We start from the raw sequence: 21,949 nt of genomic DNA on the forward strand, positions 1-21,949 counted from the left end.
TGCCCGGCCGCGCCCCGGGAGGGATGGCGGACGACCCGGACTCCGGCCCCCCGCGAGGAACCGCATGTGTGTGGTCAGTGCTTCCAGGTGGAGACGTTGGACCACTCGGCGTCGCTGTAGTTGTTCCAGTTGATGTTCATCGCGTGGGCGATGCGGCCGAGGACGCCGTCGTAGCCGAACAGCCCCTCGGCGGCGATGTCCCACTCGTTCTGCATGTCCTGGTAGTAGGTCGCGGCCTGGCTCTCGTTCCACGAGGCGGCGACATCGCTCAGCCGGGTCTTCAGGTTCCGCAGTTCGTCGGTCGTCTTGTCCGAGAGCGTCCTGATGCGCGTGGGAGCGTCCCCGAGTTCGGCCCGGACGAGGATGGAGGCGCCGTCGATGTTGGTCATGAGTACTCCGCGTCGAGGTGGTGGGAGGGGCCGTCAGGAGAAGTTGGCGCCGCGCTCGCTCATGGCGGCGAACTGGGTGCCGCTGCTCGGCGTGGGGATGTCCACGCCCAGCGCCGTGAGGTTCGACAGGTTCTGCGCCTCGGACTCCTTGTAGTTGATGTAGTTGCCTTCGAGTCCCTTGGAGATGCCCATGAGGGCGTCGTTCAGCATGCGGGCGTAGGTGTCGAACTCCTTCATGAGGATTTCGAACTGGGCGTGCGCGGGTCCCTGCCACGCCTGGCCCAGCTGCTCGGCGTACGCCCGCAGGGCCTGGATGTCCGCCGACACCCGCCCGGCGGTGAGCGCGGTGTCCTGCGACGCCTGCTGCACGCGCTCAGGAGTTACTCGGTAGTGCACACCACCGACTATTGCTTGGGCAGCCTGGTCCGCCATTGCGGATTCGCCTTCCTTCCTGACCAGCCGTCAGTTGTCTGGTGGGGGAGCCCTCCTGCCGAATACTGCCGACGACGAGGAGTTCGCCCACTTTCGCCGTGGACGTCATTGAACAAGGGGCGCACCGATGGCACGTTGTGCCACATCAACATTCCGTTGCCGGCGACGCCCTTCCGTACTGATTACGGGAGTGCGCGCGCGGTTGTGTATTTCCTGTGAGCGTTTCCGCGCCGACGCGAGGAAGACGGCGCATACGCGCCGGAAAGGGCGCCGATTTCCCAGGGTTGACCGAATACTGGACAGTCACGTCACTCCGCGTAGGCCGCTCGGTTCCCACCGTGGGCGCACCTCCTCCCCGGTCGCACGTCGAGCGCTGCGCCACGACCGGACGACAGCTCCGGTCGAAGCGTACCCGACGCCGAGCCGAAAGCGACTGGCGGCCAAGAACCAACTCACATCGTTCAGACGCAATTCAGCGGCGAGCGGTCACCGGACTCCGGACTCTCCCTTCCCCGGGCGCGACCGACCGGGCCGCAACCTGGCGACGGAGACACGGACGAGGAATTACAACGGAACTCAACCGGGCGCTCTCAGAAGGAAATCGGCAACAAATCCGGCCTTCCCGTTTCCGTTTACCGCCCGTTTCCGGGGCTCCGCGGCGGACGCCGGCCGACAAGGCCACTGCCCCATGCGGGCATTCGCTTCCGCCCATGCCGGTGGCGCACACCACGTCGCGGACGGCGGAGGGCGGAGGACGGGAACAGAGCAAGTCACCGGCAGCCGTGCGCGGTCCGCCACCGGCGCCCGCCCCGGCACGCTCGCACCCGGCAGACCATGGCAACGGCCGCGCACCGGCCGCGGCGACAGCCGTTCACCGTGCCGCAGCAACAGCCGCGCACCTGCCCCCTCTTCCGTGTGGCCGGGCCACCGAGCCGCCGGGCCACCGAGCCGCCGGGCCGCCGGGCCGCCCGGGTCAGCGCAGCGAGCGGACCAGTACGTCGAAGGCCGGGGTGCGCGGCGTGATCGGCGCGTAGTGGCCGACGCCGGGCAGCAGATGCAGCCGGCCGCCCCAGTTGTTGGCGTAGCGCCGGGACAGTTCGATGGGCACTTCCTTGTCGGCGGTGCCGTGCAGGATCTCCACCGGGATGCGGGGCAGCAGCCGCATCGGGTCCGCGTCCCACGAGGTGGTCTCCACCTTCTCCTCGCCGCCGAGGAACGCGGCCACGCTGCCGTCGTCGAGCCGCAGCTCGTGGGCGCGGGCCAGGTCGGCGAGCGGGGCGGCCACGACGACGCGTCCGGCGGCCCGCTCCCGTTTGGCGGCGGCCCACAGGGCGAGGTGGCCGCCCGCGGAGTGGCCGAAGAGCACACTGGCGGGGGCGCCGAGGTGTTCGAGCGCGGCGTCCACGTCCTCGACGGTCGCCGGCCAGCCGCCGCCACCGCCCACCCTGCGGTACTCGACGAGCGCGACCCGCATGCCCTGGCCGGCCAGGGCCGCGGCGAACGGCGACAGATGGGTGCGGTCCCATTCCTCGCGCCAGAATCCGCCGTGCAGCAGCACGATGCGGCCCCCGGGGGCGTTCTCCCCGTACAGGTCGATGACCTGGGAGGGGTGGGGGCCGTACTTCTCCTGGCGCTCCGGCGGCACCGGGTCCAGTGCCAGCAGGGCCTTGCGCTCGTCCTGGCTCACCGATCTCCCCCGATCACCTCGCCCAGGACGCGGGCGGCGCGCTCGACGTCCTTGAACGAAGTGTAGAGCGGGGTGAACCCGAAGCGCAGGACACCGGGGCGCCGGAAATCGCCGACGACGCCGCGCGCGATCAGCTCCGCCATCACCTGCTCGGCCCCGTCCTCCGGGTCGCACAGCAGCGCCACCTGGCTGCCCCGCCGGGCGTGCTCGGCGGGGGTCAGCGACCGCACCGTGACGGCCGCGCCCTCGTCCTGCCGGGCCGCCACGCAGCGCAGGAAGAAGTCGGTGAGGGCCAGCGACTTGGCCCGCACGTCCTCGATCCGCACCCCGTCCCACACGCGCAGGGCCTCCTCCAGCGCCGCCATGGACAGGATGTCGGGGGTGCCGACCCGGCCGCGTGCCGCCCCCGCGGCCGGCCGGTAGTCGGGCGCCATGGCGAACGGTTCGGCGTGCGAGGTCCAGCCGGGCAGCGGGGTCTCGAACCGGTCCTGGAGCCCGGAGCGCACATAGAGGTAGGCGGGCGAGCCGGGGCCGCCGTTGAGGAATTTGTAGGTGCAGCCGACGGCCAGGTCCACCCCGTGCTCGTCGAGGCCGACGGGGAGGGCGCCGGCGCTGTGGCACAGGTCCCACACCGACACGGCGCCCGCGCGGCGGGCGGCGGCGGTGAGGGCCGGCAGGTCGTGGAGGGCGCCGGTGCGGTAGTCGACGTGGTTGAGGAGCACGGCGGCGGTCCGTTCGCCGACCGCCTCGGAGACGGCGTCGGCGGGCACGGCCCGCACGGTGCAGCCGGTCAGCCGTGCCGCGGAGGCGGCGATGTAGCCGTCGGTGGGGAACGTGGCCGCGTCCACCAGGATTTCGTCACGCTGCGCCGAGTCGGCGCGGGCGAGGCGGACGGCGCCGATGAGCGCCTTGAAGACGTTGACGCTGGTGGAGTCCCCGACGACGATCTGCCCGGGTGCGGCGCCCACGAGCGGCGCGATCAGGTCGCCGACCCGCTCCGGCATCGTCCACCAGCCCGACTCCGTCCAGGAGCGGATGCGCAGCCGCCCCCACTCGCGGGACACCACGTCGGCCAGCCGGCCCGCCACTCCCTCGGGCAGCGCCCCCAGGGAGTTGCCGTCCAGGTAGACGGTGCCTGGGTCGAGGACGAAGCGGTCCCGGAGCGGGGCGAGGGCGTCGGCGGCGTCGAGGGCGCGGGCCTCCTCGGCGAGCGCGCCGGCGGCGGGGGTCTCAGACATGGCTGCGCGCCGTCCACAGCTCGGGGAAGACGGGTTTGGCGGCGCGTTTCTCCAGCCAGGAGACCCCGGCGGAACCACCGGTGCCGGTTTTGGCGCCCATGGCCCGGCGGGTGGCGACCAGGTGGTCGTTGCGCCAGCGCCACACCAGTTCGGCGACCTCGGTGAGGGCTTCGCCGAGCCGCAGCGCCTCCGGTCCGGCGGCGCCCTCGTACACCCGCACCCAGACGGCCTCGACGCCCGCGTCGGGCTCGTACCGGGTGCTCAGATCGCGGTCGAGCACCGCTTTGGGCACGGCCTCGCCGCGCCGGGCGAGCCAGTGCAGGGCCTCGTCGTAGAGGCTGGGCTCGTGCAGTGCCTTCTCCAGCTCCGCGTGGACCCTGGGTGTGCCGCGGTGCGGCACCAGCATGGAAGCGGACTTCTCGCCGAGCAGGAACTCCATCTGGCGGTACATGGCGGACTGGAAGCCGGAGCCCTCACCGAGCGCGGCGCGGTAGGAGTTGAACTGCGCCGGGGTCAGATGGGCCAGCGGCTCCCAGGAGGCGTTGAGCGCCGCCATCTCGTAGGTGGAGCGGGTGAGGGCGGCCAGTGCGCCGTCCAGGTCGTCGTCCCGCAGCCGGGAGGCGGCCGTCTGCCATTCGTGCACGATGACGGTGAACCACAGCTCCATGACCTGCGTGGTGACGAGGAAGGCCATCTCGCCCGGGTCGTCGGAGAGCGGGTGCTGGAGGTGGGTGAGGACGTCGGCGTGGACGTAGTCCTCGTACGGCGTGGTCCCCGCGAAGTCCAGAACGGGGGCGTGGGGGTCGTGTGACATCGCTGTCTCCACTCACTGAGTCGCCGGGTAGCGGTCCGCTCCTTTCCGTGAGACGTCGGAGCCCCGGTCCCCTCGGGCCCCACTGGGCCCACCCGTCATGATGCGGGCAACACGACGGCGGCGGCAAGGCCAACCGATGCCGGAGTGACCCCGCCGCCGCCGTGCGGCCCGTGCCGGGCTCAGCCCAAGGTGGCCGCCGCGGTCGGCGAGCTCTCCTTGAGGAACGTGCTGCAGCGCTCGTACTCCTCCTGCTCGCCGATGGCCTGTGCGGCACGCGCGAGGGCGTGCAGCGCCCGCAGGAAGCCGCGGTTCGGCTCGTGCTCGAACGGGACGGGGCCGTGCCCCTTCCAGCCGTTGCGGCGCAGCGCGTCCAGGCCCCGGTGGTAGCCGGTGCGCGCGTACGCGTAGGACTCGACGACCCGGCCCGCCTCGAAGGCGTCGTCGGCCAGCTGCGCCCACGCCAGCGAGGAGGTGGGGTGCTTGGCGGCGACCTCGGCGGGTGCGGTGCCGGCCGCGAGCAGCTCGCGCGGCTCGGGGTCGTCGGGGAGGTGGGTCGGGGGCGGACCCCCGAGCAGGTTCTCGTGAATGGCCATGCCCCCAGTGTGCCTGGCCCCGCCGACGGCCAGGACACGGCTCCCCGGCCGGGGAAGCGGCCTAACGACAAGCCCCTGCCGGGCCCGTCGGGGGCCCGGCAGGGGCTTCGTGACGCGGTGCTCGCGCGGAGGGACGCCGCGGGGGCCTGGAGCCGGTCCCGCGGGTCACCTCGGGCGGGGGACCGCCTGGTGGGTCACTTGAGGCGGGTGCCGGTGGAGCGCAGGTTGGCGCAGGCGACCTGGACGCGGTCGGCCATGCCCTTCTCGGCGGCCTTGCCCCAGCTGCGCGGGTCGTAGACCTTCTTGTTGCCGACCTCGCCGTCCACCTTGAGCACGCCGTCGTAGTTGGCGAACATGTGGGCCGCCACCGGGCGGGTGAAGGCGTACTGGGTGTCGGTGTCCAGGTTCATCTTGACCACGCCGTTGTCGAGCGCGGTGGCGATCTCCTGCTCGGTGGAGCCGGAGCCGCCGTGGAAGACGAAGTCGAACGGGCGGCTGCCGGCCGGCTTGCCGAACTTCTCCGCCACCCCGGCCTGCAGGTCCTTGAGCAGCTCGGGACGGAGCACCACGTTGCCCGGCTTGTAGACGCCGTGCACGTTGCCGAAGGAGGCGGCGAGCAGGTAGCGGCCCTTGTCGCCCAGGCCGAGCGCCTCGGCGGTGCGGATCGCGTCCTCGACGGTGGTGTACAGCTCGTCGTTGATCTCGTGGGTGACGCCGTCCTCCTCACCGCCGGTCGGAGTGATCTCGACCTCCAGGATGATCTTGGCGGCGGCGGCCTCGGCCAGCAGCTCCTGCCCGATCTCCAGGTTGTCCTTGAGGGTCTCGGCGGAGCCGTCCCACATGTGGGACTGGAACAGCGGGTTCTCACCGCGCTGGACGCGCTCCTTGGAGACGGCCAGCAGCGGGCGGACGTACCCGTCGAGCTTGTCCTTGGGGCAGTGGTCGGTGTGCAGCGCGATGTTCACCGGGTACTTCTTCGCGACGATGTGCGCGAACTCGGCGAGCGCCACGGCACCGCTGACCATGTCCTTGTTGTACTGGCCGCCCAGGAATTCCGCCCCGCCCGTGGAGATCTGAACGATGCCGTCGCTCTCCGCCTCGGCGAAGCCGCGCAGCGCGGCGTGGAGCGTCTGCGTCGAGGTGACGTTGATGGCGGGGTAGGCGAACTTGCCCTCCTTCGCCCGGTCGAGCATCTCGTTGTAGATCTCGGGGGTTGCGATGGGCATCAGACCGCTCCTCGGGTGTGCGTATGGGGATCCTGCTCAGGGGACCGACGTCATCGTCCCGCTCATCTTCCCAGACAGGGGCGAATGCTCCAGACGCCGGGCATTCACGAGTTCACGAACTGACGTTTCACGTGAAACGACAGGCGCGCGCCACCTCTCCCGTCACCCGAGGTCGAGGTCCTGCAAATCGAACGCGTAGACGTACGGGAGACCGGCCCGCTCCATCGCCGCAGCGGCACCGCGCTCCACGATCGTGGCCACCGCGACCACCTCGGCACCCGCTTGCCGCGCCGCCTCGACGGCGGTCAGCGGCGAGTTCCCCGTCGTCGAGGTGTCCTCGACGATCAGCACCCGGCGGCCCGCCACGTCCGGGCCCTCGATCCGGCGCTGGAGGCCGTGCGCCTTGCCCGCCTTGCGGACGACGAACGCGTCCAGCTTCCGGCCGCGGGCGGCAGCCGCGTGCATCATCGACGTCGCCACCGGGTCGGCGCCCAGGGTCAGCCCGCCGACCGCGTCGTAGTCCAGGTGCGCCGTCGCGTCCAGCATCACCTGGCCCGCCAGCGGCGCGGACTCGCCGTCCAGCGTGATGCGGCGCAGGTCGATGTAGAAGTCGGCCTCCGCGCCCGAGGAGAGCGTCACCCGGCCGTGCACCACGGCCTTGTCCTTGATCTGCCGCAGCAGAGCGTCCCGCACATCGTTCATGGGACCTCAGCCTATGTTCCGGCCCGGCAGCCGCCGCGCAAGCCCCCGCCGGTCCCCGGACCGGCGGACCGGCGGGGGCCGGCGGGGAGGACCGAGACCTACAGGCGCTCCCACGACCAGGTGGTGGTCAGCTCCAGCGGGTCCAGGGGCGTGACCTGGCGCGGGTGGGAGTTGAGGCCGTTCGGCGGGCCGCTCTGCGGCTCGACGCACACCGCCTCCTCCGGCTCGTCGAACACCACGACGTACTCGGCCCGCGAGGCGATGCGCAGCCGCAGCTCCTCGGGCCAGGTGAGGGTGACGTCCACGCCGCCGGGCATCCCGAAGCAGTCGTCCCACGGGCCGGGCCGCGGGTCGATCCGCTTGCCCGTGGGGATGTGGTCGTCGCCGCGCTCCTCCTGCCACTCCGGCGAGAAGTCGATCCGCACGTCCCCGCCGCCCTGCCCCAGGTTGCGCAGGAACCAGGGGTGCCAGCCGGCCTGCGCCGGGAAGGAGACGTCGAAGGTCTCGACGGCGAGCTTGAGGGTCAGCGACGACCCGTCCTCGGCCAGCTCCACGACCTGGGTGACCCGCCCCTCCCACGGCCACGGGTCGGTCAGGTCGTAGGTGAAGGCCGCCTTCGTGGCGGTGGCGCCCGGGGCCTGGCGCCACACCGCGTCCCGGACGGTGCCGTGAATGGCGTGGGGGCCGTTGTTGAGCGGCAGTTGGTACATCTCGCCGCCGTTGCGGAACCGCCCCTGCGCGGTACGGCCGCACCACGGCGCCATCACGAACGAGCCGTACTTGGGGCCCTGGCGCAGCAGTTCGGTGCCGCCCACCCGGAGGGAGGCGAGCCGGCAGCCGTGCTGGGGTTCGACCGTCACCTCGGTGCCGCGGGCGGCGAGCACAACGGTCGTGGCGTTGGCGGGGGTGGGCTGATCAGTCATGACAGCGACGATAACGGCGCATTCAGCGGCGCCGCCGCAAGACCCGGCCGAGGACCACGGCGCCGGCCACCACGGCCGCCGCCGCGGGGGCGGCCCAGCGCAGCGTCGCGGTGGCACCGGCCTGCGCAGGCGCCGGCACCGGCGCGTAACGGCCGCGCGGCGGGGCGTGGTCCACCTCTTCCGCGCTGCGCCCGATCATCGTGCGCCGGGCGTGCGCCGCCTCGGCACCGAGCCCGTCCTGGCCGGGCGCGCCCGGACCGCCGTCCCCCAGCGCCCCGGCCGCCGCGTCGATGTCGTTCTCGTCCTCGCGGCTCAGCGACGAGGGCGGGATGTCCGTCTCGAACAGCGGGGTGCTGTCCGGCTCGCCGCCCTGCTCCGCCTCCTCGGAACCCGGCGCCCGGGAGGCCCCGGACGCTTTCGAGGGGTCCTGCTCCCGGTCCGGTTCCACCTCGGGCTCGGGGATGCCGGGAATGGCCCGCTCGTTGTCGCCGGGCGCACCGATGCCGCCGGGCGCGGCATCCGTCACGTCCGCCTCCTCGGGGGCGCCGCCCGCCGCGCCCTCGGCCTCCGGACTGCCCGACGGCGGCTCGTCCCGGATGCTGTCGCCGAGTGCGGCGGCGAAACGGTCCAGCAGCCTCACACCGGCCGAGGAGGCGGTCTTCGCCTCGAACCCGGCGAGCCGGCCGGTGCCGGTCACCGTGCCGACGCACACCAGCGCCGTGCCCTCCCCGTCCTCGGCGGCGCGGGGCTCGACGGAGAGCGCCAGCTCCACGGTGCCCTCGCCCCGCGCCTCGGCGCCGCTGCCCTCCACCTCCAGCCGCTCCAGCGCGTCGGGACCCGCGGCCGGGCCCGTGGCCCCGCGCGGGGTGAGGAAGAGGGTGCCGCGGTAGGTGATGGTCGAGCCGCCGATCCGCACCTTCCAGCGGCCCGGCACCCGGGCCGCGGCCCCGTCGCCCCCGGTCGCGGCCGGCCCGGCGCCGTCCTGCGGTTCCTGCTGCAACCCGGGGACGCAGCGGGCGACGCGCGCGCTGTCAGCGAGTGCGGCCCGTACAGAGCCGACGGAAAACGGAACGTACACCTCGTGCTCCATGGGGCGGAGCTTATTACCCGGCAGTCCGCCGCACATACGACTGCGCCGCATCTTTCCCCACCCGGTGCACCGCACCACCCTGGTACGACGGCGCATCCCGCAGCATCCCGCACCCCTCGGCGGCGCGCCCGTCACCGCCCGGCCGCCCGCCCGCGGAGGGGGCGGTCAGTCCGGGTAGCGGGGGTGCATCAGGGTGGAGGGCGGCAGGTCGGGGGCCGGGCCGCGGGGAACGGGCGGGCGGCCGGGCGCGAACCGTCCGCCGCCGGCGTCGCAGCCCTCCGCCGCGGGGCCGGGGAGCCGGGCCACCAGATAGCCGCGCCCGCCGTCGGCGGGCGTGTGCGGGCAGGTGCGCAGGCCCGCGGCCCGCAGCGTCGCCTCCACGGTCCAGAACGCGCGGGGCCGCGCGGCCGTCCTGCCGCCGGGGACGCTGAGCCGGCCGTCGTCGGCCAGTGCCCGGGCGGCCAGTCCGTAGAACTCCTGCGAGTACAGCTTGGGGTCGGCGGCGGAGGCCGGATCGGGCAGCGCGGCGATGATCACGTCGAACGGTGGCGCGTCGCCGCGGGCCCGCTCGCGCAGCCAGCGGAAGGCGTCGGCGTGTTCGATCCGCACCCGCGGATCGTCCAGCGCACCGCCGTTGAGGCCGCGCAGCCCCGGGTCGCGGCGGGCGAGCCGCACCACACCGGGGTCGGGCACCACCACGGTGACGCTGTCCACGCCCGGCCTGCGCAGCACCTCCCGCAGGGCCAGCCCGTCCCCGCCGCCGACGACCAGCACGCGGCCGTGCGGCCCGCCCGTCATGGCGGGGCGGACCAGGGCCCGGCCGCTGCGGTGTGCCTCCCGGCCCCGGAGGGCCAGCCGGCCGTCCTGGAAGAGCCGCAGCTCACCGGCCTTCCGCCACTGCTCGGGGGTGGTGCCGCCGGTGAGGACGAGTTCCTGTTCGTGGGTGCGGACGGCCACGCGGACGTCCCCGCCGTAGACGGCGTGCCGGGCCGCGCGCTCGAACGGTTCGACACAGAGGGAGCCGCCGACGAGCAGGAGCAGCACACAGCCGTTGGCCGCCAGCAGCCGCCGCCGCGTCCGGGCGGGCAGGTCGTGGCGGAAGAGCCACTGGACGACCAGTCCGCCCGCGAGCACGTTGACCGCACCGGTGAGCAGCCCTCCGGTGAGCTGGCCGAAGAAGGGCAGCAGCAGGAAGGGGAACGTCAGCCCGCCGACGAGGGCGCCCACGTAGTCGGCGGCGAACAGATCGGCGACGGCGCCGCCCGCGTCCTGTTCGCGGATGCGCTGGATGAGCGTCATCAGCAGCGGCATCTCGGCGCCGATCAGCACGCCGATGGCGAAGGAGATGACGACGAGCGCGACGGTGGCCTGGCCCAGCCAGGCGAAGCTCGCGTACAGGGCGATGCCCGAGCCGCCGCCGACGAGCGCCAGCAGCGCCTCGACGTAACCGAACCCGGCAGCCGCGTGGCAGCGCAGCCGTTTGGCGACGAGGGAGCCGACGCCCATCGCGAAGACCATCACCGACAGCACGACGGACGCCTGCGTCACGGAGTCGCCGACCAACGCGGTGGCCATGGCGACCAGTTCGAGTTCGTAGACGAGGCCGCAGGCCGCGCAGACGAAGACCGAGGCGAGGACGTACGCGCGTCCGAGCCCGGCGGGAACGGGCAGCCGCGCGTCGGCCGCGACGGGCTGGGGGCGGTCGATCATGTCCGCACGTTACGTCACACGATCACCACAATCGGTCACTCACATGGGTGCTTCCACGGGGTTCAACCCCGAACATCCGACCAGATTCGTGCCGAGCGCCCCGGCCGCGACGCGGGTCCGCGTCGTGACCAGGCAGCCCTCCTGGGGGTAGGAGTGCCAGGTGCGCCAGCGGAGCTGGCCCTCGTGCTTCTGTACGAGCAGCGCGGTGAAGGCGCTCGGCGCGCCGGGGAAGGTGCCCGCCAGCCCGTGCGGGTGGTCGGCGACCAGCGCGAGCAGTTCCTGCGCGCGCCCCGTGAACGAGCCGGGGGACAACCGCTCGACCCGCGCGGCGAATTCGTACTCCCATTCGCCGAAGCGCTTGGAGACGCCGACCGGGAGGGGGGAGCGGCTGCCCGGCAGGCAGGCGACGGTCTCGGAACAGCTGCCGTACTCCTCGTCCAGCAGCACCTGGTGCGAGGCGCCGAGCAGCCGCAACTGCACGTGTGCCCCGCTCAGTTCAACGTCGAGGCACGCGAGTGCCGGCAGCGGCTCGCGGCCCAGCGCCCAGGCGAGGTCGTGCGCACGGGTATCGGTGTAGGCGGTCTTCAGGGTGGTGAGCATGCGTCGGCTCCGCAAACACGCAGGGAGGGTGGGCCGGGCCACCCCTCGACGAGCACCCGAAGCCACCGGGCTCAGGGACCCGGAAGCACTCGGGGACGACAGTTCACGATTCACGGAATCACGGAATGCGCTGCGCCCCCAGCGCTTTTGCCAAGGTTCTGCCGATTTCCATCCCATAGGTATGGAGCAGGTCAGGTGTTCCCTTCTTCCCTTGCCCCACACGTCACCCCGGAGCGCCCCCGGGCTCCCCCGCAGACTGGTAACCGCTGTGACAGGAGGGGGAGTTGGTGGTTCACGGCGAAGGGCGGCCGACGACGGGTGCGTCAGCTGCTGCCGCCTCCGCCGCCGCAGCCGCCACCACCGCAACCCCCGCCTCCGCAGGAGCCGCCGCCGCGCCCACCACCGCCACCCGCCCACCAGGAGCCACCGCGACGGCGGCGCCAGCGGAAGGCGGGCTTGCCGTTGGCGATCCGGACGAGGGAGACGATCGCCTGTACGAACATGCCCAGTGCCACGATGCCGAGGGCCGGCCCCAGGTGCTCCACGTCAGCACCCTCCGCCGCCACCGCCGCCACCGCAGCCCCCGCCACCGCCACCGCCCCCGCACGAGGAGCCGCCGCCGCAGCCGCCACCGCCACCGCTTCCGCAGGAGCTGTGGGAGCTGTGGGAGCCGTGCGAGCCGCCGCCCGCCCACCACGAGTTGTCTCCGCCGCCGCGCGGTGTCCGCTCGGTGCCGGACGACTTGGACAGCGCCGCCACGAGGGCGAAGACGCCCACGACACAGATGAAGACCACTACTGATTCCACGCGGATCCCCCTTGGATATCGGTCCCGTTCTTCCGGGAGGCGGGCCGGTCAGTCCCCACCGCCACCACCCCCGCCGCAGCCACCGCCACCGCCCCCGCAGGAGGAACCTCCCCCGCAGGAGAAGCCCCCACCACCGGAGGACCCGCCCCCGTCCGAGGAGCCCCCTCCACCGGAGGACCCGCCTCCGTCCGAGGAGCCCCCTCCGTCCGAGGAGCCCTCACCGTCCGAGGAGCCCCCACCGCCGGAGGCGTCGCCGCCGGCCGGGCCGTCCCCACCCGGCGAGCCGTCCCCGCTCGGCGAGACGTCCCCGCCCGGCGAGTCGACCGCGAACGCGACTCCGCCGGAGCCGCTGCCGCCGCTGCTGCCGTCGCCTGCCCACCACGAGTCGCGCGAACCCCCGCCGCTCCCGCCGCGGTCCCACGGCCGGCGTGTGGCGCCGCCCGGACGGCCCGGGCGCCCCCGGCGGTCCACCTTGGCGAAACCCATGACGATCGATGCGACGATCACCATGAAAAGGACGACGATAAAACCTGCGGCCATAGCTGCCCCCTGTCCCCGTTCGCCCGAAGTCCCCAGCCGCGCGGTCGGGTTGCGGCTCCCCCGGGTCCAGGCGGCTCCTGCCCGGTGGGCCCGGGCCGCAAAGCACAGTTGAGGAAGATAAGAGCTTGCCGCAGGATGACGGCCATGACCGCTGGCCACGCAGGACGTCCGCTGCTCAACCGTCGCCTCGCCGAGTTCGGCACCACGATCTTCGCCGAGATGTCCGCGCTCGCCACACGGACGGGTGCGATCAATCTCGGCCAGGGTTTCCCCGACACCGACGGTCCCGAGGCCGTCCGCGAGGCGGCGGTACGGGCGCTGCGGGACGGGCGCGGCAACCAGTACCCACCGGGCCCCGGCGTCCCCGAGCTGCGCCACGCCGTCGCAGAGCACCAGCAGCGCTTCCACGGGCTGCACTACGACCCCGAGACGGAGGTGCTGGTCACCGCGGGCGCCACCGAGGCCGTCGCCGCCGCGCTGCTCGGCCTGGTGGAGCCCGGCGACGAGGTCGTCGCGCTGGAGCCGTACTACGACTCCTATGCCGCCTCGATCGCCATGGCCGGCGGCACCCGGGTCCCCGTCACGCTGCGCCCGCACGCGCCCACGGGTACCTATCGGCTGGATCTGGACGAGCTGCGGGACGCCGTCACCGACCGTACCCGCCTCCTCCTGCTCAACACCCCGCACAACCCCACGGGCACCGTGCTGTCCCGCGACGAGCTGGCGGCGATCGCCGAACTGTGCGTGGAGCGCGACCTGCTGGCCGTCACCGACGAGGTCTACGAGCACCTCGTCTTCGACGGCGAACACCTGCCGCTGGCGGGCTTCCCCGGCATGCGCGAGCGCACCGTGACGATCTCCTCAAGCGGAAAAAGCTTCTCCTTCACCGGCTGGAAGGTCGGCTGGGTCACCGCCACCCCCGCCCTGGTGACCGCCGTCCGCACGGCCAAGCAGTACCTCACGTACGTATCGGCCGGTCCGTTCCAGTACGCCGTCGCCGAGGCGCTGGCCCTCCCCGACAGCTACTACACCGAGCTGCGCGAGGGGCTGCGTGCCCGGCGCGACCTGCTGGCCGACGGGCTGCGCGAGGCCGGGTTCGGGGTCTTCACCCCGGCGGGCACCTACTTCATCACCACCGACATCCGCCCCCTGGGCACGTCCGACGGCGTCTCCTTCTGCCTCTCCCTGCCCGAGCGGGCCGGCGTCGTCGCCGTCCCCACCCAGGTCTTCTACGACCACGCCGAGGCCGGCGCCCCCTACGTCCGCTTCGCGTTCTGCAAGAAGGAGGAGGTCCTCACCGAGGCTGTGTCCCGTCTGCGCACGCTCGCCGGGGGCTGAGGGGCCGTCCCGTCGGGGGTGCAGCACCCCGGAACGTTGCGGCGGTCCAGGGGCCGAGGGGCCCCGGGAACGGGTGTGGGCGGTCGGTCCCCCGTCGGCCGACCGCCCGTTCCCCCGTGCGGCCGGTCCCCCGTCGTCCGGCCGTTCCCCCTGTGCGCGTCTTCCGCGCCCCTGTGACGACGAGTCTGGCCGCTGGGCCAATGCCGCGGTACCTGACAGGTGTCAGGGCCGGAACGCGGAACCGCCCCCGTCGCCGGCTGGTGCGGCGGCGGGGGCGGCGCGGTGGTGCGGGGGCCGGGCGGGGCTACTGGGCGCCGTCGGCGCCGTCGCCCTCGGAGGAGTCCACGTCCTTCTCCAGGCCGAACTGTTCCACCAGCCAGCGGTCGAACTCGATCGAGGCCCGCACCCAGCTCACCGTGCTGGAGACGAAGTGCTCCAGCGAGACGCCCGTGCCGATCAGCATCTGCGCCTCGCCGATGAGGCGGACGCTGCCGTCGTCGTGGGTGTGGGTGTAGACCTTCGGCCACAGCGTGCGGCGGTTCCAGTCGTCGATGGCTTCGAGGAGCTTCGGCTTGTCCTCGATGGTGTGCGGCCGGTCGTAGAACGTACGCACCGAGAAGACCTGCTGCTCCGCCTCCCCGCGGAACATGAAGTAGGTGCGGAACTCCTCCCACGGCGCCGCGAGGTCTCCCTCGTCGTCGACGACGTACTTCAGCTCCATCTGGTCCAGGAGCTGCTTGACGAGGTCCTGGTCGGGGAGGATCGGTCCGGCGGGAGCGGACTCCTCCGGCTCCTCGGGCTGGCCCCCGAAGTTCGGGATCGAGGACGGGTCGATGCTCACGTGGGTGTTTCCCTTCATACGGCTGACGCCATCCTCCCGCACCGGCCCCCCGGAATGACAACCCTGGCGGTGCGGTGTCCCGTATGCGGGCGGCCCCGCCCCCGGCGCGGGGGCGGGGCCGCCGGTTCCCGGCCCGCAGCGCGGGTGCCGCGGGCCGGGGCGGGAGCTGCCGTCAGCGGGACGCGGGCTGCTGGGCGGCGGCGCCGACCATCAGCCCGTCCCAGCCCTCGACGCGGTCCACCCGCACGGTGTCGCCGTCGCGGACCTCCCCGGCGAGGATCTCCTTCGCGAGCTGGTCCCCGATGGCGGTCTGCACCAGGCGGCGCAGCGGGCGGGCACCGTAGGCGGGGTCGTTGCCCTCGACGGCGAGCCAGTCCAGCGCGGCCGGGGTGACGTCCAGGGTGAGTCGGCGTTCGGCGAGCCGGGCCTGGAGGGCGTCGATCTGGAGCTGGGCGATGCGGCGCAGCTCGTCGCCCGCCAGCGCGGAGAAGACGACCAGATCGTCCAGCCGGTTGAGGAACTCCGGACGGAAGGCGGCCCGGACGGCGGCGAGCACCTGCTCCCGCTTCTCCTCCTCCTTCTCCAGCGGGTCCATCAGGTGCTGGCTGCCCAGGTTGGAGGTGAGGATGAGGAGGGTGTTGCGGAAGTCGACCGTGCGGCCCTGGCCGTCGGTGAGCCGGCCGTCGTCGAGCACCTGGAGCAGCACGTCGAAGACGTCGTGGTGCGCCTTCTCCACCTCGTCCAGCAGGACGACGCTGTAGGGGCGCCGCCGCACCGCCTCTGTGAGCTGGCCGCCCTCCTCGTAGCCGACGTAGCCGGGCGGGGCGCCGACCAGGCGGGCGACGCTGTGCTTCTCGCCGTACTCGCTCATGTCGATGCGGACCATGGCCCGCTCGTCGTCGAAGAGGAAGTCCGCCAGCGCCTTGGCCAGCTCCGTCTTGCCGACGCCGGTGGGGCCCAGGAAGAGGAAGGAGCCGGTGGGGCGGTTGGGGTCGGCGATGCCGGCCCGGGTGCGGCGCACCGCGTCGGAGACGGCACGCACGGCCTCGGCCTGGCCGATCAGCCGCTTGCCCAGTTCCTCCTCCATGCGCAGCAGCTTCTGCGTCTCGCCCTCCAGCAGCCGGCCGGCGGGGATGCCCGTCCAGGAGGCGACGACGTCGGCGATGTCGTCGGAGCCGACCTCCTCCTTGACCATCTTCCCGGCGGCTCCGGCGCCCGCCTCGGCCTCCTTCTTGGCCTCTTCCTCCTCCTCGGTGGCGGTGGCCAGCTCCCGCTCGACGGCGGGGATCTCGCCGTACAGCAGCTTGGAGGCGGTGTCGAAGTCGCCGTCGCGCTGGGCGCGCTCGGCCTGGCCGCGCAGCTCGTCCAGCTTCTCCTTCAGCTCACCGACCCGGTTGAGGCCCTGCTTCTCCTTCTCCCAGCGGGCAGTCAGCCCGCGCAGCTCCTCCTCCTTGTCGGCCAGCTCGCGGCGCAGCCGCTCCAGCCGTTCGACGGAGGCGGGGTCGGTCTCCTTCTCCAGCGCCAGCTCCTCCATCCGCAGCCGGTCGACGGCCCGCTGGAGCTCGTCGATCTCCACCGGGGAGGAGTCGATCTCCATACGGAGCCGGGAGGCGGCCTCGTCCACCAGGTCGATGGCCTTGTCCGGCAGGAAACGGGAGGTGATGTACCGGTCGGAGAGGGAGGCGGCGGCCACCAGCGCGCTGTCGGAGATCTGCACCTTGTGGTGCGCCTCGTAGCGCCCCTTCAGCCCGCGGAGGATCGCGATGGAGTCCTCCACGGTGGGCTCGGCGACCAGCACCTGCTGGAAGCGGCGCTCCAGTGCCGGGTCCTTCTCGATCCGCTCCCGGTACTCGTCGAGCGTGGTGGCGCCGACCATCCGCAGCTCGCCGCGGGCCAGCATCGGCTTGAGCATGTTGCCGGCGTCCATCGCCGAGTCGCCGCCGGCGCCCGCGCCGACCACGGTGTGCAGCTCGTCGATGAAGGTGATGATCTTGCCGTCGCTCTCCTTGATCTCCGAGAGCACGGTCTTGAGGCGTTCCTCGAACTCGCCCCGGTACTTGGCGCCGGCCACCATGGCGCCCAGGTCGAGGGCGACCAGCCGCTTGTCGCGCAGCGACTCGGGCACGTCGCCCTTGACCACGCGCTGGGCCAGCCCCTCGACGACGGCGGTCTTGCCGACGCCGGGTTCACCGATGAGGACCGGGTTGTTCTTCGTACGGCGCGAGAGCACCTGCACCACGCGGCGGATCTCGTGGTCCCGGCCGATGACCGGGTCCAGCTTTCCCTCGCGGGCCGCGGCCGTCAGATCGGTTCCGAACTTCTCCAGCGCCTTGTAGGTGCCCTCCGGGTCGGGGTTGGTGACGCGACGGCCGCCGCGCTGCCGCTGGAAGGCCTCCTGGAGCTTCTTGTCGTCGGCGCCCTGTTCGCGGAGCAGGTCGGCGACGGGCCCGCCCTTGGCGGCCAGCGCGATCAGCAGGTGCTCGGTGGAGACGTAGCTGTCCCCCAGCTCCTTGGCGCGCTGGGCCGCGTCCGCGATGACGGCGAGCAGGTCGCGGTCGGCCTGCGGCCTGCTGACGGTCGAGCCCTGGACGGAGGGCAGCGCGGCGAGCCGGCGTTCGGCCGCCGAACGCAGCGCCGCCTGGTCGGCCTCGACGGCTGCGATCAGGTCCTGGATGTTCTCGTTGTCCTCGCCTGTGAGCAGGGCGAGGAGCAGGTGGGCCGGGGTGATGTCGGGGTGGCCGTCGGCCACCGCGCGGTCGTTGGCCGCGCTGATCGCGTCCCGGCTCTTGTTGGTCAGCTCCGCGTCCACTGTCCTGCGCTCCTCCTCCAGTGCTGCCTTCCGCTGTCTTCGGCGCCCGGGCCCGGCGCTTGCTATCTACAGCATGCAACAAGTTGAGTCTATTCCACTCAACTCGAAAAAGGTCTACTATCCGGCTTAGTTTCTGGCTGCGGTTACCCGCCCGACCCGCTTCTGCGACCGACCCACCCGTCAATCCACCGCGGCCCAGCGGCATTTGGAGCAGACATAGTGAAACTCGGCATTCCCGGCACCCGTCGTGCCGCCACGGTGGTCCTCACCTCCGGGGCCGTACTGACCACCGGACTGGTGGCCACCCCCGCGCAGGCCACGGCCCCCACCCCCACGCCCGCCCTCGCCGCCGCGGCGGCCAAGCCGTCGATCTCGGCCAAGGGCGGCTACGTGATGAACAGCGGCACCGGCAAGAGCCTCTACACCAAGGCCGCCGACACCCGGCGGTCCACCGGCTCGACGACCAAGATCATGACGGCCCGCGTCGTGCTGGCCCAGAAGAACCTGAACCTCAACCGCAAGGTCACCATCCAGAAGGCGTACAGCGACTACATCGTCCGCAACACCGCCTCCTCCGCGCGGCTGATCGTCGGTGACAAGGTCACCGTCCGCCAGCTGCTGTACGGGCTGATGCTGCCCTCCGGCTGCGACGCCGCCTACGCGCTCGCCGACACCTTCGGCAGCGGCTCCTCCCGCTCCGCCCGGGTGAAGTCCTTCATCGGCAAGATGAACTCCACCGCCAAGAGCCTCGGCCTGAAGAACACGCACTTCGACTCGTTCGACGGCATCGGCAAGGGCAGCAACTACTCCACCCCGCGCGACCTGACCAAGCTCACGCGGGACGCCATGAAGAACGCCACCTTCCGCACGATCGTCAAGACCCGCTCCACCAAGCAGAAGACGGTCACCAAGAGCGGCGGCTACCGGTACATGAACTGGACCAACACCAACCCGCTGCTGGGCACCTACTCGGGCGCCACCGGCGTGAAGACCGGCTCCGGCCCCGAGGCCAAGTACTGCCTGGTCTTCTCGGCCACCCGCGGCGGCAAGACGGTGATCGGCACCGTGCTGGCCTCCTCGTCGTCGGCCAAGCGCACCAGCGACGCGAAGAAGCTGCTCACCTACGGCTTCTCGAAGTGACGGCCGGGCGCCCCGGCCCCGGGCGGAGCGGTTCTCACTCCCGGGGCTTGGGGCGCCACACCACCAGCGCGCTGGACTGCCGCACGTCCTCGTAGCGCACCAGGTCGCGCCGGTAGGAGGCGTGCACCTGCGCCTCCCGCTGCTGCATCGCGGCTGCGGCGCCCTCGACCGCGGCCGACAGCTCCGCGACCCGCGCCTGGAGAGCGGCGACCTGTTCCTCCAGCTCGATGATCCGCTTGATGCCGGCGAGGTTGATGCCCTCGTCCTGGCTGAGCCGCTGCACCTCGCGCAGCAGTTCGATGTCCCGCGCCGAGTAGCGCCGGCCCCGCCCGGGGGTGCGGTCGGGCGAGACCAGCCCCAGCCGGTCGTACTGCCGCAGGGTCTGCGGATGCAGCCCCGACAGCTGCGCGGCGACCGAGATGACATAGACCGGGGTTTCGTCAGTCAGCTCGTACGCCGCGGCGCGCGAGGCGCGCGCCCCACCGGCGGCGAAAGTCCGTCTGCGTGCGTCCCGGCCCTCCACCTCAGTCTCCCTTCGCTGCCTTGAACAACGCGGCCCGCGGGTCCTGGTCCGCCGTCGCGTCCCGGTAGGACTCCAGCGCGTCCCGCGCCTTGTCGTTCAGCTCCCTGGGCACCGCGACCTCCACCGTCACCAGCAGATCGCCGCGTGTGCCGTCCTTGCGGACCGCGCCCTTGCCGCGGGCCCGCATCGTGCGCCCGGACGGAGTGCCCGCCGGAACCTTGAGGGTGACGGGCGGGCCGCCGAGCGTGGGCACCTTCACCTCGCCGCCGAGCGCGGCCTCCGCGAAGGTGACCGGCACGGTGACCGTCAGATTGTCGCCCTTGCGCCCGAACACCGGGTGCTTGTCCACGTGCACGACGACGTACAGGTCCCCATTGGGACCGCCCCGCTCGCCCGGGGCGCCCTTGCCGCGCAGCCGGATGCGCTGCCCGTCACTGACCCCCGCGGGGATGCGCACCTGCATCGTCCGCGAGCTGGTCGCCCGCCCCGACCCCTTGCAGGTGTCGCAGGGGTCCTGGGCGATCAGCCCGCGCCCCTTGCAGTCCACGCACGGGTCGGTCAGCGAGAAGCCGCCGCCGGTGCCGCGCGAGACCTGGCCGGTGCCCACACACGTGGGGCACACCCGCGGGGTGCCGTTCTTGTCCCCCGTACCGGCGCAGTCCTTGCAGGCGGCCGAGGAGGACATCCGCAGCGGGACCGTGGCCCCGTCCACCGCCTCGGTGAAGCTGAGCGTCACCTCGGACTCGATGTCCTGGCCGCGCCGGGGCTGGGTGCGGGTGCCGGCGCCGCCGCCGCGGTTGAAGAGGCCGCCGAAGACGTCCCCGAGACCGCCGCCGAAACCACCGCCCGCACCGCCGGCGCCACCGCCCTGGCCGCCGCCGAACAGGTCACTCAGATCGAAGTTGAAGGTGCCCGCGCCGCCCGGCCCCCCGGCGCCGCCCGGCCGGAAGCCGCCGCCCGCGAAGAGGGTGCGGGCCTCGTCGTACTCCTTGCGCCGCTTGGGGTCGCCGAGCACGTCGTACGCCTCGGAGGCGTCCTTGAAGCGCTCCTCGGCCTTCGGGTCGCCCGCGTTGGCGTCCGGGTGGTTCTCCCGGGCCAGCTTGCGGTACGCCTTCTTGATCTCCGCTTCGGTGGCGTCCTTGGGGACGCCGAGGACCTTGTAGTAGTCCTTCTCGATGAAGTCCTTGGTACTCATCCTCGACGTCCCTCCTCCCGGCCGCGGTCAGCCCTCGTCCGGGCCACCGTTCTCCTCTTCTGCTGCCTGCGCTTCGGATGCGCCCTCACCCTTGGCACCGGGCTGCGGCTCGGCGACACCGACCCGCGCGGGACGGATGGTCCGCTCGCCGATTCGGTACCCGGGCTGGAGGATCTGCACGCACGTCGTCTCCGTGACATCCGGAGAGTAGGAGTGCATCAGCGCCTCGTGGACCGTCGGGTCGAAGGGCTCGCCCTCCTTGCCGAACTGCATCAGGCCCATCTTGGCGACGACCGTCTCCAGCGACTCGGCCACCGACTTGAAGCCGCCGACCAGCTCACCGTGATCCCTCGCCCGGCCGATGTCGTCCAGCACCGGCAGCAGCTCGGTCAGCAGGTTGGCGACGGCGATCTCCTTGACCGCCGCCCGGTCCCGCTCGACCCTGCGGCGGTAGTTCTGGAACTCCGCCTGGAGCCGCTGGAGGTCCTGGGTGCGCTCGTTGAGCGCCGCCCGCGCGGCCTCCAGTTCGTCACCCGTTCCCTTGCCGGAAGCCTCGCCCTGCTCCTGGGCCGCGCCTTCGGTCTCGGCCATGTCCTGCGCGCTCACATCGCCCTCAGTGCTCTCGGGGGCCTGCGCGTCCCCGGCGGCCGGCGACCCGGGGGCCGCCTCCTTGTCGGAGGCGGCCTGCCCGGCAGCTGCCTGCTCGCCGACGTCGGCGGGGACGTCAGGCTTCTTGTCGAAGCCCGCGGTCTCCTCCGTCACGCCGCACCGTCCTTCGGCTTCTGCTCGTCGTCGACGATCTCGGCGTCCACGACGTCGTCGTCACCGGAGGCCTCGGCCTTGCCCGCACCGGCCGCGCCGCCCTCGGCACCGCCGGCGGCCTGGGCCTGCTGGGCCTCGGCGTAGAGGGCCTGGCCCAGCTTCTGGCTGGTGGCCGCGACCTTCTCGGACGCCTCGCGGATGGCCGCGGTGTCCTCGCCCTTGAGCTTCTCCTTCAGGTCGGACAGCGCGGTCTCGACCTCCGACTTGGCGTCGGCCGGGACCTTCTCCTCGTTGTCCTTGAGGAACTTCTCGGTGGTGTAGACGAGCTGCTCGGCCTGGTTGCGGGTCTCCGCGGCCTCCCGGCGCTTGTGGTCGTCCTCGGCGTACTGCTCCGCCTCGCGGACCATGCGCTCGATGTCCTCCTTGGGGAGGCTGGAGCCGCCGGTGACCTGCATCTTCTGTTCCTTGCCCGTGCCCAGGTCCTTCGCGGACACGTGCATGATGCCGTTGGCGTCGATGTCGAAGGTGACCTCGATCTGCGGCACGCCCCGCGGGGCCGGCGGCAGACCGGTCAGCTCGAACATGCCCAG

At 72.5% G+C, this 21,949-nt stretch carries 22 protein-coding genes; 2 read left to right on the plus strand and 20 right to left on the minus strand.

Going from position 1 to position 21,949, the window contains the following annotated elements; genetic code table 11:
- Window positions 1-74: 74 nt before the first annotated feature.
- The 14 genes from IO40_RS0112590 to IO40_RS37595 all read right to left on the minus strand — a co-directional run bounded on the left by IO40_RS0112590 (window position 75) and on the right by IO40_RS37595 (window position 12,211).
- Complete coding sequence (locus IO40_RS0112590; RefSeq protein ID WP_016471903.1) at window positions 75-389, minus strand: WXG100 family type VII secretion target; 315 nt, start codon at window positions 387-389, stop codon at window positions 75-77.
- 33 nt (window positions 390-422) lie between these two features.
- Window positions 423-821: a WXG100 family type VII secretion target gene (locus IO40_RS33515; RefSeq protein WP_016471904.1), complete on the minus strand. Its 399-nt coding sequence runs from the start codon at window positions 819-821 to the stop codon at window positions 423-425.
- 973 nt (window positions 822-1,794) lie between these two features.
- Complete coding sequence (locus IO40_RS0112600) at window positions 1,795-2,508, minus strand: alpha/beta hydrolase family protein (protein WP_031028273.1); 714 nt, start codon at window positions 2,506-2,508, stop codon at window positions 1,795-1,797.
- Window positions 2,505-3,746, minus strand: a complete 1,242-nt coding sequence (gene kynU / locus IO40_RS0112605) for a kynureninase (protein ID WP_016471906.1) — start codon at window positions 3,744-3,746, stop codon at window positions 2,505-2,507. The genes IO40_RS0112600 and kynU overlap by 4 nt, the downstream gene beginning before the upstream one ends.
- A complete protein-coding gene (locus IO40_RS0112610; protein WP_016471907.1) occupies window positions 3,739-4,560 on the minus strand; it encodes a tryptophan 2,3-dioxygenase family protein in 822 nt (273 codons plus the stop codon). Before IO40_RS0112610 ends, kynU begins: the two co-directional genes overlap by 8 nt.
- A gap of 179 nt (window positions 4,561-4,739) precedes the next feature.
- Window positions 4,740-5,153: a DUF3151 domain-containing protein gene (locus IO40_RS0112615; RefSeq protein ID WP_016471908.1), complete on the minus strand. Its 414-nt coding sequence runs from the start codon at window positions 5,151-5,153 to the stop codon at window positions 4,740-4,742.
- A 194-nt stretch (window positions 5,154-5,347) separates the two neighbouring features.
- Entirely contained in the window at window positions 5,348-6,379 is a 1,032-nt protein-coding gene (gene fbaA / locus IO40_RS0112620) for a class II fructose-bisphosphate aldolase (RefSeq protein WP_016471909.1), read from the minus strand.
- A gap of 162 nt (window positions 6,380-6,541) precedes the next feature.
- Complete coding sequence (locus tag IO40_RS0112625) at window positions 6,542-7,081, minus strand: orotate phosphoribosyltransferase (protein WP_030407769.1); 540 nt, start codon at window positions 7,079-7,081, stop codon at window positions 6,542-6,544.
- A 98-nt stretch (window positions 7,082-7,179) separates the two neighbouring features.
- Window positions 7,180-8,004 (minus strand): aldose epimerase family protein, encoded by an 825-nt coding sequence (locus tag IO40_RS0112630; protein ID WP_016471911.1) that lies wholly within the window; start codon window positions 8,002-8,004, stop codon window positions 7,180-7,182.
- Window positions 8,005-8,026: 22 nt separating this feature from the next.
- Window positions 8,027-9,094: an SRPBCC family protein gene (locus IO40_RS0112635; protein ID WP_031028281.1), complete on the minus strand. Its 1,068-nt coding sequence runs from the start codon at window positions 9,092-9,094 to the stop codon at window positions 8,027-8,029.
- Between the two features lie 165 nt (window positions 9,095-9,259).
- The gene (locus tag IO40_RS0112640) at window positions 9,260-10,804 is read right to left on the minus strand and encodes a polyamine aminopropyltransferase (RefSeq protein ID WP_016471913.1); all 1,545 of its coding nucleotides are present in this window, start codon (window positions 10,802-10,804) and stop codon (window positions 9,260-9,262) included.
- 39 nt (window positions 10,805-10,843) lie between these two features.
- On the minus strand, window positions 10,844-11,404 hold the full coding sequence (locus IO40_RS0112645; protein ID WP_016471914.1) for a DUF2617 family protein: 561 nt from the start codon (window positions 11,402-11,404) through the stop codon (window positions 10,844-10,846).
- A gap of 323 nt (window positions 11,405-11,727) precedes the next feature.
- Window positions 11,728-11,949: a hypothetical protein gene (locus IO40_RS0112650; protein WP_157846436.1), complete on the minus strand. Its 222-nt coding sequence runs from the start codon at window positions 11,947-11,949 to the stop codon at window positions 11,728-11,730.
- A gap of 1 nt (window position 11,950) precedes the next feature.
- Window positions 11,951-12,211, minus strand: coding sequence for a hypothetical protein (locus tag IO40_RS37595; RefSeq protein ID WP_078565933.1), 261 nt, complete (start codon window positions 12,209-12,211; stop codon window positions 11,951-11,953).
- A gap of 675 nt (window positions 12,212-12,886) precedes the next feature.
- Here IO40_RS37595 and IO40_RS0112655 point away from each other — a divergent pair.
- Complete coding sequence (locus IO40_RS0112655; protein WP_030407772.1) at window positions 12,887-14,089, plus strand: pyridoxal phosphate-dependent aminotransferase; 1,203 nt, start codon at window positions 12,887-12,889, stop codon at window positions 14,087-14,089.
- Window positions 14,090-14,393: 304 nt separating this feature from the next.
- Here the strand turns inward: IO40_RS0112655 and IO40_RS0112660 are convergent, their stop codons facing one another.
- A complete protein-coding gene (locus IO40_RS0112660) occupies window positions 14,394-14,930 on the minus strand; it encodes a YbjN domain-containing protein (protein ID WP_030407773.1) in 537 nt (178 codons plus the stop codon).
- Between the two features lie 172 nt (window positions 14,931-15,102).
- Window positions 15,103-17,739, minus strand: coding sequence for an ATP-dependent chaperone ClpB (gene clpB / locus IO40_RS0112665; RefSeq protein WP_031175436.1), 2,637 nt, complete (start codon window positions 17,737-17,739; stop codon window positions 15,103-15,105).
- A gap of 219 nt (window positions 17,740-17,958) precedes the next feature.
- Here clpB and IO40_RS0112670 point away from each other — a divergent pair, with 219 nt between their 5' ends.
- The gene (locus tag IO40_RS0112670) at window positions 17,959-18,879 is read left to right on the plus strand and encodes a D-alanyl-D-alanine carboxypeptidase family protein (RefSeq protein WP_016471919.1); all 921 of its coding nucleotides are present in this window, start codon (window positions 17,959-17,961) and stop codon (window positions 18,877-18,879) included.
- A 34-nt stretch (window positions 18,880-18,913) separates the two neighbouring features.
- On the opposite strand, the gene IO40_RS0112675 is transcribed toward IO40_RS0112670, so the two are convergent.
- The 4 genes from IO40_RS0112675 to IO40_RS0112690 form a co-directional block, all read right to left on the minus strand.
- Entirely contained in the window at window positions 18,914-19,402 is a 489-nt protein-coding gene (locus tag IO40_RS0112675; RefSeq protein WP_016471920.1) for a heat shock protein transcriptional repressor HspR, read from the minus strand.
- Between the two features lies 1 nt (window position 19,403).
- Complete coding sequence (gene dnaJ / locus IO40_RS0112680; RefSeq protein WP_016471921.1) at window positions 19,404-20,597, minus strand: molecular chaperone DnaJ; 1,194 nt, start codon at window positions 20,595-20,597, stop codon at window positions 19,404-19,406.
- A gap of 27 nt (window positions 20,598-20,624) precedes the next feature.
- A complete protein-coding gene (gene grpE / locus IO40_RS0112685) occupies window positions 20,625-21,359 on the minus strand; it encodes a nucleotide exchange factor GrpE (protein ID WP_016471922.1) in 735 nt (244 codons plus the stop codon).
- The coding region (locus IO40_RS0112690) for an Hsp70 family protein (RefSeq protein WP_157846438.1) at window positions 21,356-21,949 on the minus strand (594 nt) is incomplete at its 5' end. The genes IO40_RS0112690 and grpE, both read right to left, overlap by 4 nt.

The organism is Streptomyces albus subsp. albus (genome assembly GCF_000725885.1).
Taxonomy (GTDB): Bacteria; Actinomycetota; Actinomycetes; order Streptomycetales; family Streptomycetaceae; genus Streptomyces; species Streptomyces albus.